Source organism: Pirellulales bacterium, assembly GCA_019636335.1.
Taxonomy (GTDB): Bacteria; Planctomycetota; Planctomycetia; order Pirellulales; family JAEUIK01; genus JAHBXR01.
This window is the reverse complement of the sequence record JAHBXR010000001.1, coordinates 257,852-275,631: the sequence shown is the minus strand read 5'-3', so window position 1 is coordinate 275,631 and position 17,780 is coordinate 257,852. Positions and strand designations below refer to the sequence as shown.

The following is a 17,780-nucleotide window of genomic DNA, read 5'->3' as shown; positions in this document are numbered from 1 at the left end:
TCCTCACTCAATCCACGTAGCGAAAATCGATGCTCGCCAGCACCGCATGACACACGGCCGACCAGCGCTCGAGCGCGCGTTCGGCGCTCGCCTCTACTTCGGCCTCCTGCCGCAAAAACTCGAGCGCCTGCCGGCGTTCTTTCTCGCTGGGGGCGCGCGCCAGGGCGCGCCGATACCACCCATCGAGTCGCGCCGCGTCGTCGAGCCCTTCGACCGCCAACAGCGATTCAGCCGCCCCGCGCGCTTGCTCGACGACGAAGGGACTGTTCATCAAGAACAAGGCCTGGGTCGCCAGCGTGCTCGTCGTCCGCGTTCCGATCGACAGGTTCGGGTCGGGAAAATCGAATACGGCGAAGAGGTCCGGCAGGTTGTTGCGAAAGACCGGCAGATACACCCCCCGCAGGCCCACGTCGAACGAGTAGCCGTACTCGCTCTTCGTCCCCTCGCGCACCGTGGAACCAACGTGCTCGGCCAGGTCGAGCTTGCCGCCGAGCACCAGAATCGAATCGTAGATCACCTCGGCATCGAGCCGTCGACGATTCTGATACGCCAGCAGACGATTGTCGGGATCGATGGTCAACACCTCGTCGCGCGGCTCGCTCGACAGACGATAGGTCCGCGAGAGCATGATCTCGCGAATCAACCGTTTGACGGACCATCCCTCGGCGCTGAAGCGAGTCGCAAGGTAGTCGAGCAATTCGGGATGCGAGGGCAACTCCCCCGTCGTACCAAGGTTGTCGGCCGAACGCACGATCCCCTGCCCGAAAAGATGCTGCCACACGCGGTTCACCATGACCCGCGACGTAAGGGGATGCTCGGATCGGGCAATCCAGCGAGCCAGTTCCAAGCGACCGCTCGCGCCGGGGGGAATCGCCGCCGTAGCCGAATCCCCTTCGACCACGCTCAGGAAGCCGCGCGGCGCGACCTCTCCCAGGCGATCGATATTGCCTCGAATGCAAACCTGGTAATCCCCCGTCTCCTGCTCGTCCTCGATGGCCATCGTCTTGGGTGGAGCGGGGGGCGCGGCGGACTTCAATTTCTTGAGCTGCTTCTCGGCAGCCGCCAAGTCCCGCTCCGCGTCGGCAAGTGCCGCCAGCTCGGCGGCAAAGTCTTGCTCGTCCGACTTCGAGGTTTCTCCCCCGACGGCGTCTCCCTCCTGCCCGGCATCGTCCGTGCGTGCCGTATCCGGCACGGCGGCCGGCAGGCATTGCACGGCATCGACCACCACGGTTCCCCCCTCGTCCGCGGCGGCAATTTCGACGGCCGCATCTGACTCCGCCGTGAACGAAAACTTGCCCAGCGAGACATACAGCGACTCGACGGCCGGCGGCTTGGTCTGGTCGAGCGTGATTTCCGTGGTGCCCGCCGCGTGGCGGACGGTGACGTTCGTCTGCTTGCTGCGATTCGCATGGGGCGTGTACGAGACGCGCAGCTCGTAGCTCCCCGGCTTCACGCGTCCAGCCAATTCGTACAAGGCCGAAGCCTGCTTGCCGCTGGCATAGCGATAGCCATCGCCGACATAGGGCTTGACGCTCGCGCTCGTTTGCCACGAGCCCACCAGTTTCGCGTCGCTGTCGTCGAGCGTCACGATGGGCAAATCGGCGCGCCGCTTCTTTACCAGTACGCGTTGCGCTTCCACGCCTTCGGTCGAGGCGGCCAATTGGTGCCGGTAATCGTCCCACGCCTGCTGCGCGGCCGGCTCCAGCGGTAGCTCGCGCTCGACCCAGTTCGAGACGTTCGCATGCACGAGCGTGTGCGTGCTGCGGAAAATCCCCGCCAGGGCGTAGTAATCGGCCGTGGGGATCGGATCAAACTTGTGGTCGTGGCAGCGGGCGCAGCCGATCGTCATGCCCAGAAAAACTCGCCCCACGGTGTCGATCTGCTCGTCGACGACGTCCATCCGCAACTGACGCTTGTTCTGCTCCTCGTAGTTTGTCGGACCGAGCACCAGGAACGCCGTGGCGACGATCTGCCGCTGCCGCTCGCGATAGTCCTCTGCCGACAATAGATCGCCGGCAATCTGCTCCACGATAAACCGATCGTAGGGAACATCGGCGTTGAACGACTCGATCACGTAGTCGCGATAGCGCCACGAGCTGCCGAAGAGCAACGAGCGCCCACCCCCCGTTGAATCGGCATACCGGGCCAGATCGAGCCAGTGTCGACCCCAACGTTCGCCATAGCGTGGCGAGGCGAGCAACCGATCGATCAGGTCGCTCCACGCCCGCTCGGCATCGGCGGCAAAGGACGTCTCGAACGCCGTCAATTCTTCGACCGTAGGAGGTAGCCCGATCAGATCGAGATACGCGCGCCGCGCAAGCTGCGGGGCGGTCGCTTCCACACCGGGCGCGAGCCCCGCGGCCTCGAGACGTGCCAGCACGAAGCGATCGAGATCGCCGGCCCCCCAGGCTTCCTGCTTCGGCCGAGGAACGTCAGGCATCGCGATCGGCTGAAAGGACCAGTAGTCGCGCGCGGCGAGCGGATCGGTCACCTCTGGCGCCGGCTGGCCGGCGTCGCGCGGATCGGGCGCTCCGAGCTCGATCCACTTCTGGAAATCGGCGATGACGTCGTCGGCCAGCTTGCCCGACGGGGGCATCTCGAACCCTTCGTAACGCAAGGCCTCGAGCAACAGGCTCTCGTCTGGCTTGCCCGGCACGACCGCGGGACCAGAATCCCCCCCGCCGCGCAACCCCTCGCGCGAGTCGACCAACAGGCCGGCGCGAATCGTTTTGGAATCGGTCGAGTGACACTCGTAGCATTGCCTCACGAGCACGGGACGAATGCGCTTTTCGAACAACTCGATCCCCGCCGCTTGGGGATCGTCGGCCCGGGCGGGGCTGGCGAAGCAGCAGATGGCGCAATAAACCAGCGCCACGATGCCAGGTGTCCTGGCACCGCGAGGATTTCGAACGAACGCGCCTGCTGGGTCTGACATCGATCCGCAAACCAGGAGACTGGGGCGGTCAACCGTACCCGTCAGAATACTCGAATGTGGATCGATCGGGCAGCATTTTTTATGTTCGCCGAGGGTGGCGTCTGTCATGCGCCACCCAGCGTACCCGCGCGCCGGCCTACTGCTTGAGCACGATCAAGTCTTGCGCCCCATTGGGTAGGCGAATCAGCACGACGATACCGCTGCGCGGTGTAGTACCTTCCAGGGCCTGCTCGAAATCTTGTAACCCTGTCACCTGCTTGTCGCCGATGCGACGAATGAGGGTGCCGGGCCGCAGGCCTTTCTTGTCGGCCAGACCATTCGGCGTCACTTCCGTCACCAGCACGCCGGTCACGTCCTCGTACCCCAGCCGAGCAGCCAGTTCAGGCGTCAATTCCGCCACCGCCAGCCCAAATGCCGAATTCGACACGTGCCGCCCCGTCGAAGGGCTGGTACGCCGTCCGGCGGGTGTGGCCGTCTTGGCCACTTCGTTGGGCATCTCGCGCAGCACGACCTGCAGCACAACCGGCTGTCGAGCGCGCAGGACATGCACCTCCTGACGGCTTCCCAAGGGCATCCGTTCGACGATTTCCTGCAGATCGCGCGGCTTGCGCACCTCGGTCCCCGCGATGCGCACGATCAGATCGCCATCGACGAAGCCGGCTTCATCGGCCGGCGAGTCGGGGATGACCTGAGCGACCAGCACGCCCGCATTGCGAGCGAGCCCCAATTGCTCGGCCACATCGAGATTCAACTCGCGGATCTGCACCCCCAGGTAAGCGCGCTGCACGCTGCCACGATCGATAAGTTGCCCGACGACCCACTTGGCCGTGTTGATCGGAATGGCAAAACCGATGCCCTGATAGCCCCCGCTGCTCGAGGCGATGGCCGTGTTGATGCCGACCACCTCGCCATCGAGATTCACCAGGGGACCGCCCGAGTTGCCCGGGTTGATGGCCGCGTCGGTCTGCAAAAACTTGGCCCGCTCGACGGCCCCCAGCTCGCGTCCCTTGCCACTGATGATGCCGGCGCTCACCGTTTGTTCGAGTTCGAAGGGACTGCCGATGGCGATGACCCAATCGCCGATCTCCAGTTCGTCGGAGTTCCCCAGCGCGGCCGCCGGCAGCGATCCGGCCCCTTCAATTTGAATCACGGCAATGTCGGTTTGCGGATCGGTCTTCGGATTGATTGCCTTATACTCGCGACCGTCGGCCAGGACGACCGTCAGCTCATCGGCGCCTTCGACGACGTGATTGTTCGTCAGGATGGTCCCCTTCGAGTCGATGATCACCCCCGAGCCGACCCCTTCGCGCGCCGGCATTCGCTCGAGCTGGCGTTCGAACAGGTCGCCAAACGGAGTGCCTCGGAAGGGATTCTCGACGTCGCCGTGGTCCTTGAGACTAGCGGGGGACGCCTGCGTGCGAATCTTGACGACCGTGGGCAGCATCTTTTCGGCCGCGAGGCGAAACGCCTTCGACAGTGCCTTGGCATGCGCGGCGGCTTCACTCGCATCCTGAGCGTGGACCGCTGGCGAAACGGCCACCAGGGCGAACATGACCAGGGACATCGTCCCACGAACCAGCCATTTGGCGGGCACAAGTTGGATTCTAGGCATCACTTTTACTCCTCCGTCCTCAATTCCGACGAAAGCTCGTTCATCGGCAAACCACCAGGGGCAGGGCGCGGGCCGGTTCGATCCGTCACGAACGAGGTCCCCCTCGCCGGCCGCACGACGCTGCGAGCCTGGATTCAGGTGCATGGCTAGTTGATAGTTACCAAACTTGGCCGATTCTTGCGATGGCGCGCAGGAATGGCCGCGAACTGGACGCCCCGGCCCCACAAAGGGCCTGCCCCGCAGCCCGGCATCCGACGCAAACCCTAGCCTCGACTCCGCTTCAGACGACCCCCAACGACTGACGAATCGCTGCCTGCATCGCCGGCTCCGCCCCTTCGGCCACCCAGCACCAGTCCCCCAGATTCGTGTCCTTCTCGCGCCAGCGTTCTTCGATCGGAATGTAGCCGGGAGCACATTCGCCATAGCCGGCGGTAAAGACGAAGCTGTCGGGGCGGGTCTGCTGCGCGAACAGTTGATACTCGACATACGACTCGGCCGGCAGCAGCAGCAACTGGGCGTCCCCCAGATCGACCGCCGGCACGTCGAGCCGGTAACCGGCATCGGCCCGTTCGCGCCAGCTCAGCCCCAAGGCGGCCAGGCATTGCTCGAAGGGCCGGTCGTGGTTCTTGAGCCGCGCGTGGAGATCGTCGCGCGTGAAGCCGGGCGTATCGCGCGGTTCCAGCCGCAGTGGCGCGCTGCGAAACTCGAGCGACTCGAGCGGCCGTCGCGACGTCGCTTCCCAGGCCGCGGCCATCGCACGATTCAAGCGATCGGCCAGGATCGCGCGATCGGCCGGCGCGCCGTCGTTGTACTTGCCGGCCGTGACGTTGCCGCTGCAACCGGAGAAATAGATCTGGTGCGTCCCCTTCTGATCGGCCTGACGCAGGCGGCGGGCCAGACCGATGAAGTCGGCCGAGACGCGTCCCTCGCCGTAGCGGCTCATGGGATGCACCGCGTAAGCATGCAGCGCCGCCAACGGCTCGTCCCCATTCCAGAAGCTCAACGTCTTCAGAAACGGATCGATCGTTCCATCCTCGGCAGCGCGGGCCTCGGCATCCGTCGTGCGGCTCATGCGGCTGAACGCCAACGTGCCGTCCGGCTTGCGCCAACGACGATTCGAAGCGACCCCTTCGACGCGTGCCTGCCCGGTGCCGTAATGCGTGACGGGCCGTGCCCCCTGCCACGCCTTGCCCGCCACCTTGGCGACTCGGGCAACGGTCTCCTGGTGAAAATCGATGTGGCAAATGCGGCCGACCGTCTGGTTTTGCTCCAAGATCCGCTCGGCCGCTAAATCCGCCACCGGCGCATCGTGCTGATGGCCGCTCGAAACGAGAACGCGCCCCGGGTGCGTGTCCACCGCGCTGGCGAGTGCCGAGCGCCAGGCGTCGTAAGCGTCGTTGCGAATCTCGCACCAGTCGACGCTCGCCACGACGATCGGCTCCCCCACTCCCCCGAGGACGAGGCCATGCACTTCGAGCGGGTCGTCGACGATGGCGGCAGGCGGGACGCCACCGCCCATCAAGGGATGTCCGATCGGCACCGTCACGTCCGCGCGAAACGTCGCCAGCCGAAAGCGATTCGGCGATTCCTGCGCAACCCCCGCGCGTCCCAACATCGCGGCGCCAGCCAATGTGCCCGTCGCTTGCAACCAGGCGCGTCTTGAGATTGGAGCGTTCATCGCGGGCACCTCATCGGATGGAAACGTGCTCCACCAGTGTAACGTCGTACTCAGGGGTCAAACCATCCGCAGCGTTGCAGGTGGAGCACGCTTTGTTCCAAGGCCGCAGCACAGGCCTCGGCTGGCGAACCGCGGCGGCGTCGCGGGGGTGCAACGTCGATCACGGCCAGCGGATCCATGCGCATCGGCCGTACGATCTCAGCCGCGCGGAGATAATCGATCGTCCCTTCGCCTAGCGGCGGTCGCGCGTCGTCCCCCGGGGTCCCGCTGAACTCCGCGAGCCACAGCACCCCCACATACGGCACCACTCGTTGTAGCGCCACTTCCCAGTGCGAAAACGGATGCGCGCCGGCGTATGCACCCAGATCAAAGCAGAGCCGCACGTGCTCGTCGTTCACGTATTTCGCCAGCTTCGCCATGGCCCGGGCGTCGAACTCGGGGCACGCGCTCAGGTCGAGGGCGATCGATTGGCCGAACGGTTCGACCGCGGCTGCCAACACGCGCCAGGTGGACGGCTCGGACGCTGCTGATTGAGCTTCGACTGTGGGACGGACGATCAGCGTCTCGGCGTCCCACATCGATGCCAGGGTGCAGGCTTCGCGAATCGTGGCCTGGTCGAGTGTCGAAACCCGCAAGGCGGCCACCCGCACCCTCGCGTGCTGATCGTCGGCCTTCGACGGCCACGCGTCGTCAGACGGCGTTTCGAGGACGACCTCCGTCAGCCCCGAAGCGACCAACATTGCTTGCAGTTCTCCGGAGGGAACCTCGCGCCAAGGAGATACGTGAAAGCCCGTGCGGAACATGTGTGTGCGGCTCGAGTCACGGGTGGGGAAATCGCAGGCGTGTCGCCGGCTCATGATGCCGACCAGGGGCAGGCGAAACTAGCCCCGCGGCCGAATTATCCCGCTCCGCGCTGCTAATGACCCCAGGGCGCCCAACGGAAGCCCGGAAACCGTGGAAGCATCATGCCTTAACGAGGCTCATTGGCCGCGCGGACAGCAATAGGCTTCTCCAGCCCGCCAAAACCAGCCTTGTTGAACGACGGCATCCCAGAGTACCATTCCACCCCCGTTGGGCAGTCTGGCTGCCCTGGTTCTAGTGTCGCGATCCAGGAGGGATTGCTCGATGAGTCGCTTGGGAACTCTGTTGCTGGGCTGTGTTATTGGCGGAGCCTCGGTCTACGTCGGTTTGAAGTACCACGTGCTGCGGACGGAAAAGGGCTTCGAGCTGGTGCCGAAGCTGTCGGCCAACTTCAGCGACATGTATTACGACGTGCGTGGCTTTGGTGTCAGCGATTGGACCAAGCACAAGACGCTCGCGGCGGCCGTCGTGCATGCCGGCAAGCAGGACCTGTTCACCGATCAGGCCAGCGACGGATTGCGCCGCGGATTGGAAGGGGTGCTGCAGGATCTGGGGATCCACGAAGGCAGCTAAGCCTTCGGTATCAGCACATCGGCCAACCGGCGCCACCCTACGCCATGCCCCCTTTATATTCGGGGCAAGTGGGTAAGCGGGTACCAGACGTTTTCGCGCATCACGCAGGCAGAGCAGAACACGCTCCAGTCGCGAAGACGTCGGTGTTGCGCAACAACAAGAGGTCTGTTCGGCTCCTCTCAATTCGTTGCCGAAGAACGACAACGTGCGCTTAAACCTCGTGTCGCTACGCGACACTGACGATCCTGCGACTCGCGCGCGTCAAGTCGCAAGTCCGCTCCGCAGAATCGTCTGCTACCCACTCGCTTCAAGGGCGAAACGGCGTCGGGTGCCATCCCGGTGGCCGTCACAGGCCGCAACGTGCGCGCCACCCCACCTCGGGCCGCGGCAAGACCGCTATAAAGCGGCACCCGCTGAATTTGGCCCCACGCGCGGCACGATACTCTCTACCGCAGCCAAGGCTCTCTCCTTGGGGAGATGGCCCAAGGAGTATGGGGGATGTCATCCCGTGCTGCGCTTTCCCCTGGCGGCTTGTCTGATCGGCCGCCGTCCGGTCCCCGCGAGAAGGACTCGACTGGTGGAAATCAATCGCAATCAATACTTCCTGATCGGCCTGGTGCTGCTCTTCCTGGGCATCCAGTTCCGCCTGGTCGATTCGGTGGTGCTGACCCCCGACTTCAGCCGCTTTCTCTCTCAGCGATTCGGCCAGAAGGCGACCAACCCCGTGGCCTTTCTACCAGCAGCAGGGCCGGCCGTTGCGAAGACCGTTCGCCCCCCCGAGTGGCTCGGCTACTCGCTCATGTCGATCGGATCGGTGCTGATCCTGCACAGCCTCGCCATGAAGCGCCCGGGCGCCACGTGATCCCCCAGATTCGCTGCGCGCTGCGCATTTCTCGTTAGCGCTGGCGGCCGAGACGTTCGACGGGCAGATAACGCTTGCCGCGATGCATCTGCAGCGAGTCGCGGTAGGCGCTGTAGGGGCGAATGCGAAGCATCGAGACCGACGTCTCGAACGTGCCCGAGCCCGGCACGTTCAACCGCGCGTGCAGCAGCCCGTACGACGTGATGCGCGGGTCGAATTCGGGGTGAATCGCCTGAAATTTCAACTGCACGACCGCGCCGCGCGGGCCGAAGTCGTCGGGCGTGAGGCGGCGACTCCAACGTCCCAGCCGTGGATACTTCTCTCCCTCGGGACGCGTCTTCGGCCGCTCGCCGAACAGTTCGACCACCAGGTTGCCATGGACTGGCACGTAGTTGCCCCAGCGGTCGACCGGCGTAACGTAGACCATCACGCCGTCAGGTTCGACGTCGCCGTCCCAGTTTGCCACGAAGGCATCGACCTGCAGATGCGCGACCTGCGGTGGTAGCACAGGCTGCTTCTCGGCCGAGGCTACGTAGGTCGCCGGCACAACGTCAGCGGCGCGACTCGTAACAGCAGCCGTCGCGTCTCGTCGCGCCTCGCGTTCCGCCTCGGCCTGTGCGGCGGCGCGTTCGAGCGCGATCGGCAGAAACTCGTCCGCTGTGTAACTACGTGTCGCGTCGGTGACCCGCACGACGCGGTCCCAATCGACCGGGCGCGCCAGCGAGGCGTTCGCCTTGCCGAAGCTGAGCCAGAGCTGGTCGCGATCCGTGCGGGCATCCACCTCGGCCGTGAAATGGCGACCGCTTTGCAGCTCGACGCCAATCGAGTCGTTGGCGCTCGCCGATCGCGCGGCCAGCGCCACGAGCAGCGCCGCGCAGGCGAAGAGCCCTCGCCACCTTGTGGGTGGCCACATGCTATTTCGGGACCTGGCATCTGATGCGACCATAGAAATGCCAATTGGCAAAGGCTATGCCGACCACGTGTCTCGCTCGCCGGTAACGATGGCAAACCGCGTGGCGGCAACGGCTTTGAGCGAGTGGCGCCAATTCGCGATCGACCCGAGCATGTTGCGTTTGCCGCACGGCGTGTTGCGTGGCGACAACACGAGTCGCGAAAGAGACGCTACTTCCGATCGTAACGAAGATATCGCCTGTCCGCTCGCCTGCGCCCCCGCCAGGTCCGATTGGATCGCCCAAGAACCAAGCACCAAGCGCGCCATCCAACTCCGCCCGAAAAAGAAACAGAAGGGGCCCCCCTGCCTGCCCCCTGCCTGCCCACTGCCCACTGCCCACTGCCCACTGCCCACTGCCCACTGCCCACTGACCACTGACCACTGACCACTGACCATGCACCTCACCCGACGTTCGCTTCTCGGCCGCGCGGCCTTGGCCGTGGCCGGTACGATGACTACAACGGCGGCCGCTTCGTCGAGCCAGGGCGCCGATCTGCGGAAGCGCGAGACCGCGGCCACTGTCGACGAGCAGCAACGACTGCTCGAGCGCTACCGCGAAGGCATGCAGCTCGACGACGAGCAGGGAGAGTTCCTGCGGCTGGCCGGGCGGTGGGTCTTTCGGTGCCAATCGAGCGGGGCCCGATTCTCGGTACTCGAAAACCTCTGCCTCGAGCGGGTGGCCGAACAGGTCGCCGACAGCCCCGACGCCACCAACTGGACCGCCAGCGGCCTGATCACGGAATTCCGCGGCGCTCGCTACCTGTTGCTGAGCCGCGCGGTGCAGAAGGCCGAGGACGCTAGCGAAAACATCTAGTCCGTGGGCTCGACACGCCTCGGCGGACGTGGTGCCCACCTCGCTACGGGAGCGGCGCTTGACACCCCCCCCGACCCGAATATCATTTCCATAAAGACTTTGCGACAAATCACGCCGATCGGCCGAGCGAAGTGCCACTCGGCAACTGCACACGGGAGATTCCGTCTATGGGCGTTCACCGCCGGCTCGAGCTATCGGACGTCGGCGACGTGACTGTCGTCCGCTTCGTCGATCGCAAGATCCTCGACGAGGCCAATATCCAGGAGTTGGGCCTCGAACTGTTTCGCCTGGTCGAAGACGACCATCGCCAGAAGCTGTTGCTCAACTTCTCCTCGGTCGAGTTCCTGTCGAGCGCCGCCCTGGGCAAGCTGATCACGCTCGACAAGAAAGTGAAAGCACACGGCGGCAAGCTCAAGTTGAGCAACATCCGGCCAGAGATCTACGAGGTCTTCGCCATCACGAAGTTGAACAAGCTGTTCGATATCAAGGATGACGAAGCAGACGCCCTGGCGGCGTTCTAAGTGGGGAGCCGCCCCGCGCGGCGCCAAGCGACGAGAGTATCGACGTATGGAGTAAGAGTAGGACGCTCCCGCCCCCCTGGCCATCCAACGTGACAGGGATCGGCAGGGCGTCCCGTGGGTGCCACCCGCGGCATCCGACTGTGGCAGGGGGCCATTGACTCGCTCGCCTGGGCGAACTTCTCGACCGAGCGTGCCTGACATCCGATCCGCACCGGCGCGATGCCCATGTCCCAAAAAGCCTGGCTCTGGCAAACCGAACGCACGATCCCCAGCGAGCATGGCGCCGGCCATCAATTGCTCCAAGAGGTGCTTGGGCAGCTAACCACGCACGGCTGGTCGGAACGCGAGGTCTTCGGCGTCCACCTCGCCCTGGAAGAGGCGGTCGTCAACGCCATCAAGCACGGCAACTGCCTCGACTGCCACAAGCAGGTGCAGGTCCGCTGCAAGATCTCGTCGGAGCGGATCTATGTCGAGGTGCAGGACGAAGGTACCGGGTTCAACCCCGACGCCGTGCCCGACTGCACCGACGAGGAATTCATCGATCGCCCCTGCGGTCGCGGCATCATGCTCATGCGCAGCTTCATGTCGCGCGTCGAGTACAACGAGAGCGGCAATGTCGTCGTGCTCGAGAAAGAGCGCGAACGCGACTCGTAAGACGGCCTGTTTCGCCAACGCCGCTTGCCCGCCCCCCTTTCGCCGTGGGGCCTATTCCTCGGTCCGCATCACGCGGCGGATCAATTCCCGATCGAAGTAGTTCACGCTCATGCCGGCGTCGACCACCAGGCACTGGGCATTGATGCCACTCGAGCGCGGACTGAGAAGAAACGCCGCCGTGTTGGCCGCTTCCTCGGTCGTGAGCGCGCGGTGACGCAGCGTCGCCTGCTCGGCATAGAGATACGACTCGACATACCCCGGTATCCCCGCCGAGGCCGACGTCTTCAACAACCCCGGCGCGACGGCGTTGAATCGCACGCGCGAAAACTGGCTGAACGACTTCGCCAGAAAGGCCAGCGACGAATCGAGGGCCGCCTTGATCGGCGCCATGTAGCCGTAGTTCTCACTCGCCATGCGCGTCGTCGAGATCGAGATCGTCACCACCGATCCATCCGCATCGAGCCGATCGGCAAAGGCCCGCGACACCGCCAACAGCGAATAACACGAGATATCGACCGAGCGGAGAAACGACTCCTTGGGCGTCTCGTGGAAGGGCTTCATGCCTCCTTCATAACCGGCCCAGGCCACCGAATGAACGATGCCGTGAATCACCTGGTGCCGGGCACCGATCTCCTCGCGCAACCGGGCGATCTGCTCCTCGTGCTCGAGATCGCAGACGTAGATTTCCGCCTGGGGAGCCAGCTTGCCCAGGCTCTCGCGGCGCGCCTCGCTCCGCACGACATAGACGACCCACGCGCCGGCGTCGTCCAACACCCGCGCGATGTGCCACGCCACGCTCTTGCGATTGGCCACGCCAAAGACCAGGATCGTTTTGTCCGCCAATCCTAAAAAATCCATAACGCGACCGGCCATTTACTGAATGGGCTGAACACCAGCTTGCAGCCACCTATCGAACCTCTTCGCGTTCTTCGCGCCTTGGCGGTGAGCAAAAAAGATTACCGCGAAGGCGCGAAGGTAATAGAAGAGAGAGTTGTTTGTCTTTTGAAGTTCTAGTTCCTTCTGGGTAGAAGCAGGAGCGATTTCTCTTAAGCCTCCGCGATGGTATCGGCCAGGGTGCAGGCGAATTCTAATCGTGCAGCGACTTTGCCCTGGCACGTTACCTTGGCCTCGAGGAAGAACGCACCGGCCAGCCGTTCCTTGAGCGTCACTTCGATCTCGATCGTCTCGCCCGGCCGGACCATGCGTTTGAACCGCACGTCGTTCATCCGCGTCGCCACGGGAACCTTCTGCGACGCCTCGGCCGGATCGACCAGGCTGCTGAGCAGGATCGCGCCCGCCTGCATCGCCGCCTCGCACAACAGCACGCCCGGCGTCACGGGCTGCCCGGGGTAGTGCCCTTGGTAGAACCAGTCCTCGGCGTGGAACGTCTTGCGACAGACGATCCGTTCGGCGTCGCGCGAAACGATTTCGTCCACCAGCAGGAAGGGCTCGCGGTGGGGAATGGCGGCCAGGATGGCGTCGCGCGTCATGGTGAGCCGGCGGCGACTTGCGTCGAGCTACCGCTTTTCTCGAGCAGGAAGGAATCGACCTCGTTCGCCACGATGACGCCGTAGTTCATCGCGCCGAGCCAACCCGACATGATGATGCCCACGCTCCCCGCATGAAAGAGGCCGGGCAGTTGCTGCGGCAGCCCCCGACTCACGGCCAGCCCCTCGAACTTCGTGCCGAAGCTTGCGCCGTGCAAGTGCTTCGTGTAATGCTCGAAGGTGCGCGGAGTCGAGGCCTCGACGTGGTCCATCTTCGCGCGAATGTCGGGCACGTACTTCTCGAGCGCGTCGAGCGTCGTCTCGATCAGATCCTGCTTGCTCGCCTGATAATCCTCTTCGGAGAGGGAGGCCCAGTCGTGGTAGTTGGCATTCGTGCTCGACACCACCAGAGACCGATCGCTCCCCGGCCGCGTGCGCGGATAGTAGAACGAGTAGGTCCGGCTCGTGATGTCGCGACTCAACAAGGCCTCGGTACGGAACAACGGCGCGGTCGAGCTGAACAGGAGATCGCCGTTTGACTCGTCGATTGGCTCGCCCGGACGCAGCGCGATGTAGACCTGGCAGCTCGAGTTGTTGAGCCGCACCCCCTTGGCTTCCTCGACAAAGCTGGGCGCGAACTGCTCTTCTCCCACCAGGCGGAAAATCGTCTGCTTGAGATTCGCGTTCGAGACGATCGATCGGGCGCGAATGAAGCGCCCGTTGACGGTCACGCCCGAGACGCGCCCCCCTGCGGTGTGAATCTTCTCGACCTCGGCCCGGATACGCAGATCGACCCCATTCTTCAGCAGTTCGGCCTGCATCAGCGTGATGAGCCGGTCGGTGCCTCCCGAAAACGTGTAGACCCCCTGCGACATGAAATTCGAGAAGACGATGCCATATGCCACGGCCGGATCTTCGAGCGTCGAGCCGTTGGCGTAGGTGATCGGCTCCATCAGCAGCCGCACGACATCCTCGCGACCGGGGAAGAATCGCTCGAAGAAGTCGCGAATCGTCAGGTGCTGATCGTCGTAGAAGTTCATCGCCCGGGCGGCGTCGAAGAACGCCTCGATCGTCGCCTGCTCGATGCCAAACTTCTCGCGCAGCAGGCGGGTGAAATCCTCGCGCGTGAAGGTGGTCGACAGCGAGAACATCGGGTTGTCGTAGCGAATGTTCTGCAACTGCACGATCGAATCGGCGATCTCGCGCGTCCAGTAGCGGCGGCAGCTCTTGACCATGCCGACCGGGAAGCCGTGCAGCGAGATGTCGAAAATGTGACCACCGCGCCGCTTGAACCAGGTGGCCATGCCGCCGAGCTGATAGTGATGCTCGACGAGCAGCACGCTCTGACCGCTCTTGGCCAAGGTGTTCGCGGCGGTGAGTCCCGCCAAACCGCTACCGATCACGACCACGTCGTACTCGTCGCGGGCGCCTTTGAGAAAATCTTTGGACATTTTCATGCCTCGCGCAACAGGTGCCGATTGGCCATCGTGATGCCGCTGAGCAGGGCCCCGACGATGCCGACAAAACCCTGATCCGTCCCACACAAGAACAGATTCTTCAGGTGCGTCGTGCCGTCGTATACCTTGCGAGCGGCGCCGTAGACCGCGCCATTCACGTGGCCGGTGAAACGACGGATTGTCGTCGGCGTGTAGGTGTCGGTGTCGATCACCGCGCCCCGGAATTCGGGAATCACCCGTGCCGCCGCGGCCGAGATCTGATCGTACCAGTGCAGCTTGGCCAGGCGATACTCGGGCTCGGACAAGGCCGCCCACAGGTCGTAATTCGCCAACGACGTGACGCGAATCATCGGCTCTTCGGGCTGCGCCTCGTAGTGGAAATTGTTCGGCGAGCAAATCGTGCCGCTGCGCACGTCGACCATGTCTGTCGGCCGCTGCCAGGTGAACTTCTCCGAGTCGTTGAAAAAGACCGTGGTGTGGTTGAACCCCAGCGTGCTCGGCAGGCGATCGAGCACGGAGATCGTCTCCACGAAGCTCAACTGTCCGGCGCGGCTTTCGTCCGGCGCGCTCACGTCGTCACACATCCGCATCGTCTCCAGCCAGCCTGCCGAGGAGAGGACGTTGCGGGCCATCAGCTCCGTGCCGTCGTCCAGCACCACACCGATCACTTTTCCATTCTCGACGTGCAGCCGATTCACTCCCGCTCGCAGTCGCAACTCGCCGCCGAGGCTGCGAAAGCGCCGCACGAGCTGCTTGAGGATCGAACGGATCCCCGCCGTCGGTCGCGCGAGACCTTCGTAGTAAATGCTGCGAAACAGGATGCAGAACTGCCCAAAGTCGATGTCGTTCTCCCGCGCGCTGCCATAAAACATGAGCGGGCAGAAGAGCATCTCGATCAATAACGGATCGCGCAGATAGCCGGCCACCACCTCGCGCGCCGAGCGATCGACCACCGTCAGCTCCAGATCGTCGTAGTCGGCAATCTGCGTCAACAAACGCTCGAAGTTGTCCTTCTCCGCCGGAAAATGCGCGTGAACTTGTTGGCGGAAAAAATCGAAGTCGTTGTTGAACTCGAGCGAGATTCCCGGGAACGCGATCCGCGAGCCAAGCTGCTGCACGAGCCCCAGGTCGTCCCACTGAAAGCGCAACTGGCGCAGCAACCGCGCCAGCGGCCCCTTGCGAGCCCCCTTGGGGGTGAAATTCGTCATCGCATGCAGGCCGACATCGAAATTCCGGCCCCCCAGGCGATAGAACGAATTCAGTCCGCCGATCGTCGTGTGGCGTTCGAGCAGGCAGACGCGCTGATCGTAGTGCGCAAGGCGAATGCCCGCGGCCAACCCCGACATGCCGGCGCCGATGATGATGGTGTCGTACATGTCGCACTCGGCAGCAAGGACACAACTTCGCCGGCGACCAGCCGCCCGTCGCTGGTTTCAGCAGGCAGCGTCGCCAGGGCGATACGAGGGCCGCGCAGGGCCTTCTCCCAGAGACTGCTAGACCTGCTGCAGGTCCTTCATCAGAGGTTCGAGGTAGGTGACGGTGCTCGACATGCTGCGCAGCTCGACGTAGTCGTCCTCGGGAATCTGCACGCGGTAGCGCTTCCGCAGTTCCATGACGATGTCGAGAAAATCCATGCTGTCCAGCTCCAACTGCTCGCGGAACGGCACGTCGTCCTTCAGGTTCGAAAGGTCTTCGTCCGGGGCGATGTCAGAGAGGATCTCGAGTACGCAATCGCGGATTTCGCTAACGGTCACGTCCTGTTTCTCCTCGGTCCGGTTTCGGGGCGGATAGTGATTCAGACTTTTTTCACGATGACTGCCGAGTTGATCCCCAGCATGCCAAACGAATTGTTCAGGATGTAGTCGACCCGTCCCACCTCGCGCGGCTCGCCGATGACGAGTCCGTTCAACTCGCAATCGGGGTCCAGCCGATCGACGTTGATCGTGGCGTGGCAGACGCCGTCGTCGAAGGCGGGCAGGTTGCCGGCCAGTTCCAAAGCGCCGGCCGCCCCCATCGCGTGGCCGATCAGGCTCTTGGCGTTGTTCACCAGCGTGCGGTCCGACCGGCCAAAGACCTCGCGGATCGCCTGGCACTCTTGCGCGTCGCCACTGGTGGTGCCCGTGGCGTGCGAACTGACGATTTCGATCTGTTCCGCGTTCAGCCCGGCACGCCGCAAGGCCAGGTTCATGCACTCGGCCTGACGCGTGGGATTCGGCAACACGAAATCGGTCGCGTCGCTATTCATCGCGTAGCCGGCAATCTCGCCGTAAATCTTGGCGCCCCGCGCTCGGGCATCGCTGTAACGCTCGAGGATGTACAGACACCCCCCTTCGGCCACGACGATGCCGTTGCGATCGACGTCGAACGGCCGCGACGCCTTCGCGGGATCGTCGTGCCAGGCCAGCGCGCCCTGACTCTGGAAGCTGGCAAAGATGCCGAACGTACGCACGCTTTCCGATACGCCCCCGCCGATCGCCACGTCGCACTCCCCCAGCCGCAGCATCTGCGCGCCTTGGATGATGCCGGCGTTCCCCGCGGCGCAGGCCGCGCCGATCGTGTAGTGCGGCCCCGTGACTCCCAGGCTCAGCGAGACCTCCCCCGCCGGGTTGTTCGCCACGGTGCGGGGATTGTGGTGATGCGACCAGAACTTCGTGTCGTAGTCGTACCCCTTGAGCTCGTAGATCTCGTTCTCGGTCTCGACGTTGCCGTGCTCGGTCACCCCGACATAGATGCCCACGCGGGCCTTGTCGAGGTTCGGCCAGTCGAGCCCCGAGTCGGCAATCGCCTCGTGCGCGCAATAAATGCCCACGCTGCCGGCGCGGGTACCGCGGCGCAACTCCTTCTTCGTCTGATGGCGCAATTCGTCGAACGAGCAGATTCCCGCCAGGGTCCGTCCGACATACCGGATTTCGTACGGCTGCACGCCGCTACGGCCGGCTAGCAGGGCCTCGCGGAACTCGGGCAGGCTATTGCCATTGGGGGCCGTCAGGCCAATGCCCGTGATGACGATCCGCTCGCGGTCGGCCAGGGGAGCGATCATCGGCAGCAAGTCCGTCGGACGACGGGAGTTCGAGGCAAGGGGGATGGCGCAGCAAGCAAATCAGTGGGCCGCGGCCCACCAACTCTACGAACGGTTGAGCCTACCGGTTGGGTACCGCGTTGACAAGCGTCGCGCGGGGCAAGTCGAGCGACTCGTTCGGAACGCAAATCGTTTTGATAGCAGGGCCATCGCGATGAAAATCTGCACAGCCCAAAGGGGCGAGCCAAGGTAGCCCAGGGCAACGCCCTGGGTGCAGAAGTTGACGACAAGGATGACAAAGCCCTGAAAGGGCCCCCGAATCCGAGCGATTGCTTTAGGGCGCCCTTTCAGGGCT

At 64.0% G+C, this 17,780-nt stretch carries 16 protein-coding genes; 5 read left to right on the top strand and 11 right to left on the bottom strand.

Going from position 1 to position 17,780, the window contains the following annotated elements:
• Positions 1–7: 7 nt before the first annotated feature.
• The 4 genes from KF708_01140 to KF708_01125 form a co-directional block, all read right to left on the bottom strand.
• Positions 8–2,875, bottom strand: coding sequence for a DUF1553 domain-containing protein (locus KF708_01140; GenBank protein MBX3411292.1), 2,868 nt, complete (start codon positions 2,873–2,875; stop codon positions 8–10).
• Between the two features lie 196 nt (positions 2,876–3,071).
• Complete coding sequence (locus tag KF708_01135) at positions 3,072–4,547, bottom strand: Do family serine endopeptidase (protein ID MBX3411291.1); 1,476 nt, start codon at positions 4,545–4,547, stop codon at positions 3,072–3,074.
• Positions 4,548–4,827: 280 nt separating this feature from the next.
• Positions 4,828–6,225, bottom strand: coding sequence for a hypothetical protein (locus KF708_01130; GenBank protein MBX3411290.1), 1,398 nt, complete (start codon positions 6,223–6,225; stop codon positions 4,828–4,830).
• A gap of 50 nt (positions 6,226–6,275) precedes the next feature.
• Positions 6,276–6,965, bottom strand: a complete 690-nt coding sequence (locus KF708_01125) for a hypothetical protein (protein MBX3411289.1) — start codon at positions 6,963–6,965, stop codon at positions 6,276–6,278.
• A 385-nt stretch (positions 6,966–7,350) separates the two neighbouring features.
• On the opposite strand from KF708_01125, the gene KF708_01120 reads away from it, so the two are divergent.
• Positions 7,351–7,659 carry a hypothetical protein gene (locus tag KF708_01120; protein ID MBX3411288.1) on the top strand — a complete coding sequence of 103 codons (309 nt, stop codon included), beginning with the start codon at positions 7,351–7,353 and terminating at the stop codon, positions 7,657–7,659.
• Between the two features lie 508 nt (positions 7,660–8,167).
• Positions 8,168–8,521, top strand: coding sequence for a hypothetical protein (locus KF708_01115; GenBank protein MBX3411287.1), 354 nt, complete (start codon positions 8,168–8,170; stop codon positions 8,519–8,521).
• 34 nt (positions 8,522–8,555) lie between these two features.
• On the opposite strand, the gene KF708_01110 is transcribed toward KF708_01115, so the two are convergent.
• Positions 8,556–9,434, bottom strand: a complete 879-nt coding sequence (locus KF708_01110) for a hypothetical protein (GenBank protein MBX3411286.1) — start codon at positions 9,432–9,434, stop codon at positions 8,556–8,558.
• Between the two features lie 433 nt (positions 9,435–9,867).
• Here KF708_01110 and KF708_01105 point away from each other — a divergent pair, with 433 nt between their 5' ends.
• The 3 genes from KF708_01105 to KF708_01095 all read left to right on the top strand — a co-directional run bounded on the left by KF708_01105 (position 9,868) and on the right by KF708_01095 (position 11,462).
• The gene (locus tag KF708_01105) at positions 9,868–10,287 is read left to right on the top strand and encodes a hypothetical protein (protein ID MBX3411285.1); all 420 of its coding nucleotides are present in this window, start codon (positions 9,868–9,870) and stop codon (positions 10,285–10,287) included.
• Positions 10,288–10,454: 167 nt separating this feature from the next.
• Positions 10,455–10,808 (top strand): STAS domain-containing protein, encoded by a 354-nt coding sequence (locus KF708_01100; protein MBX3411284.1) that lies wholly within the window; start codon positions 10,455–10,457, stop codon positions 10,806–10,808.
• Between the two features lie 225 nt (positions 10,809–11,033).
• Positions 11,034–11,462 carry an ATP-binding protein gene (locus tag KF708_01095; GenBank protein MBX3411283.1) on the top strand — a complete coding sequence of 143 codons (429 nt, stop codon included), beginning with the start codon at positions 11,034–11,036 and terminating at the stop codon, positions 11,460–11,462.
• 51 nt (positions 11,463–11,513) lie between these two features.
• Here KF708_01095 and KF708_01090 read toward each other — a convergent pair whose 3' ends face one another.
• The 6 genes from KF708_01090 to KF708_01065 form a co-directional block, all read right to left on the bottom strand.
• Positions 11,514–12,320, bottom strand: a complete 807-nt coding sequence (locus tag KF708_01090; GenBank protein MBX3411282.1) for an SDR family oxidoreductase — start codon at positions 12,318–12,320, stop codon at positions 11,514–11,516.
• Between the two features lie 188 nt (positions 12,321–12,508).
• Complete coding sequence (locus KF708_01085; protein ID MBX3411281.1) at positions 12,509–12,952, bottom strand: beta-hydroxyacyl-ACP dehydratase; 444 nt, start codon at positions 12,950–12,952, stop codon at positions 12,509–12,511.
• The gene (locus tag KF708_01080) at positions 12,949–14,400 is read right to left on the bottom strand and encodes an NAD(P)/FAD-dependent oxidoreductase (protein ID MBX3411280.1); all 1,452 of its coding nucleotides are present in this window, start codon (positions 14,398–14,400) and stop codon (positions 12,949–12,951) included. Before KF708_01080 ends, KF708_01085 begins: the two co-directional genes overlap by 4 nt.
• A gap of 2 nt (positions 14,401–14,402) precedes the next feature.
• The gene (locus KF708_01075) at positions 14,403–15,782 is read right to left on the bottom strand and encodes an NAD(P)/FAD-dependent oxidoreductase (GenBank protein ID MBX3411279.1); all 1,380 of its coding nucleotides are present in this window, start codon (positions 15,780–15,782) and stop codon (positions 14,403–14,405) included.
• 117 nt (positions 15,783–15,899) lie between these two features.
• Positions 15,900–16,160, bottom strand: a complete 261-nt coding sequence (locus tag KF708_01070; GenBank protein ID MBX3411278.1) for an acyl carrier protein — start codon at positions 16,158–16,160, stop codon at positions 15,900–15,902.
• Positions 16,161–16,201: 41 nt separating this feature from the next.
• Positions 16,202–17,446 (bottom strand): beta-ketoacyl-[acyl-carrier-protein] synthase family protein, encoded by a 1,245-nt coding sequence (locus tag KF708_01065; GenBank protein ID MBX3411277.1) that lies wholly within the window; start codon positions 17,444–17,446, stop codon positions 16,202–16,204.
• Positions 17,447–17,780 lie beyond the last annotated feature (334 nt).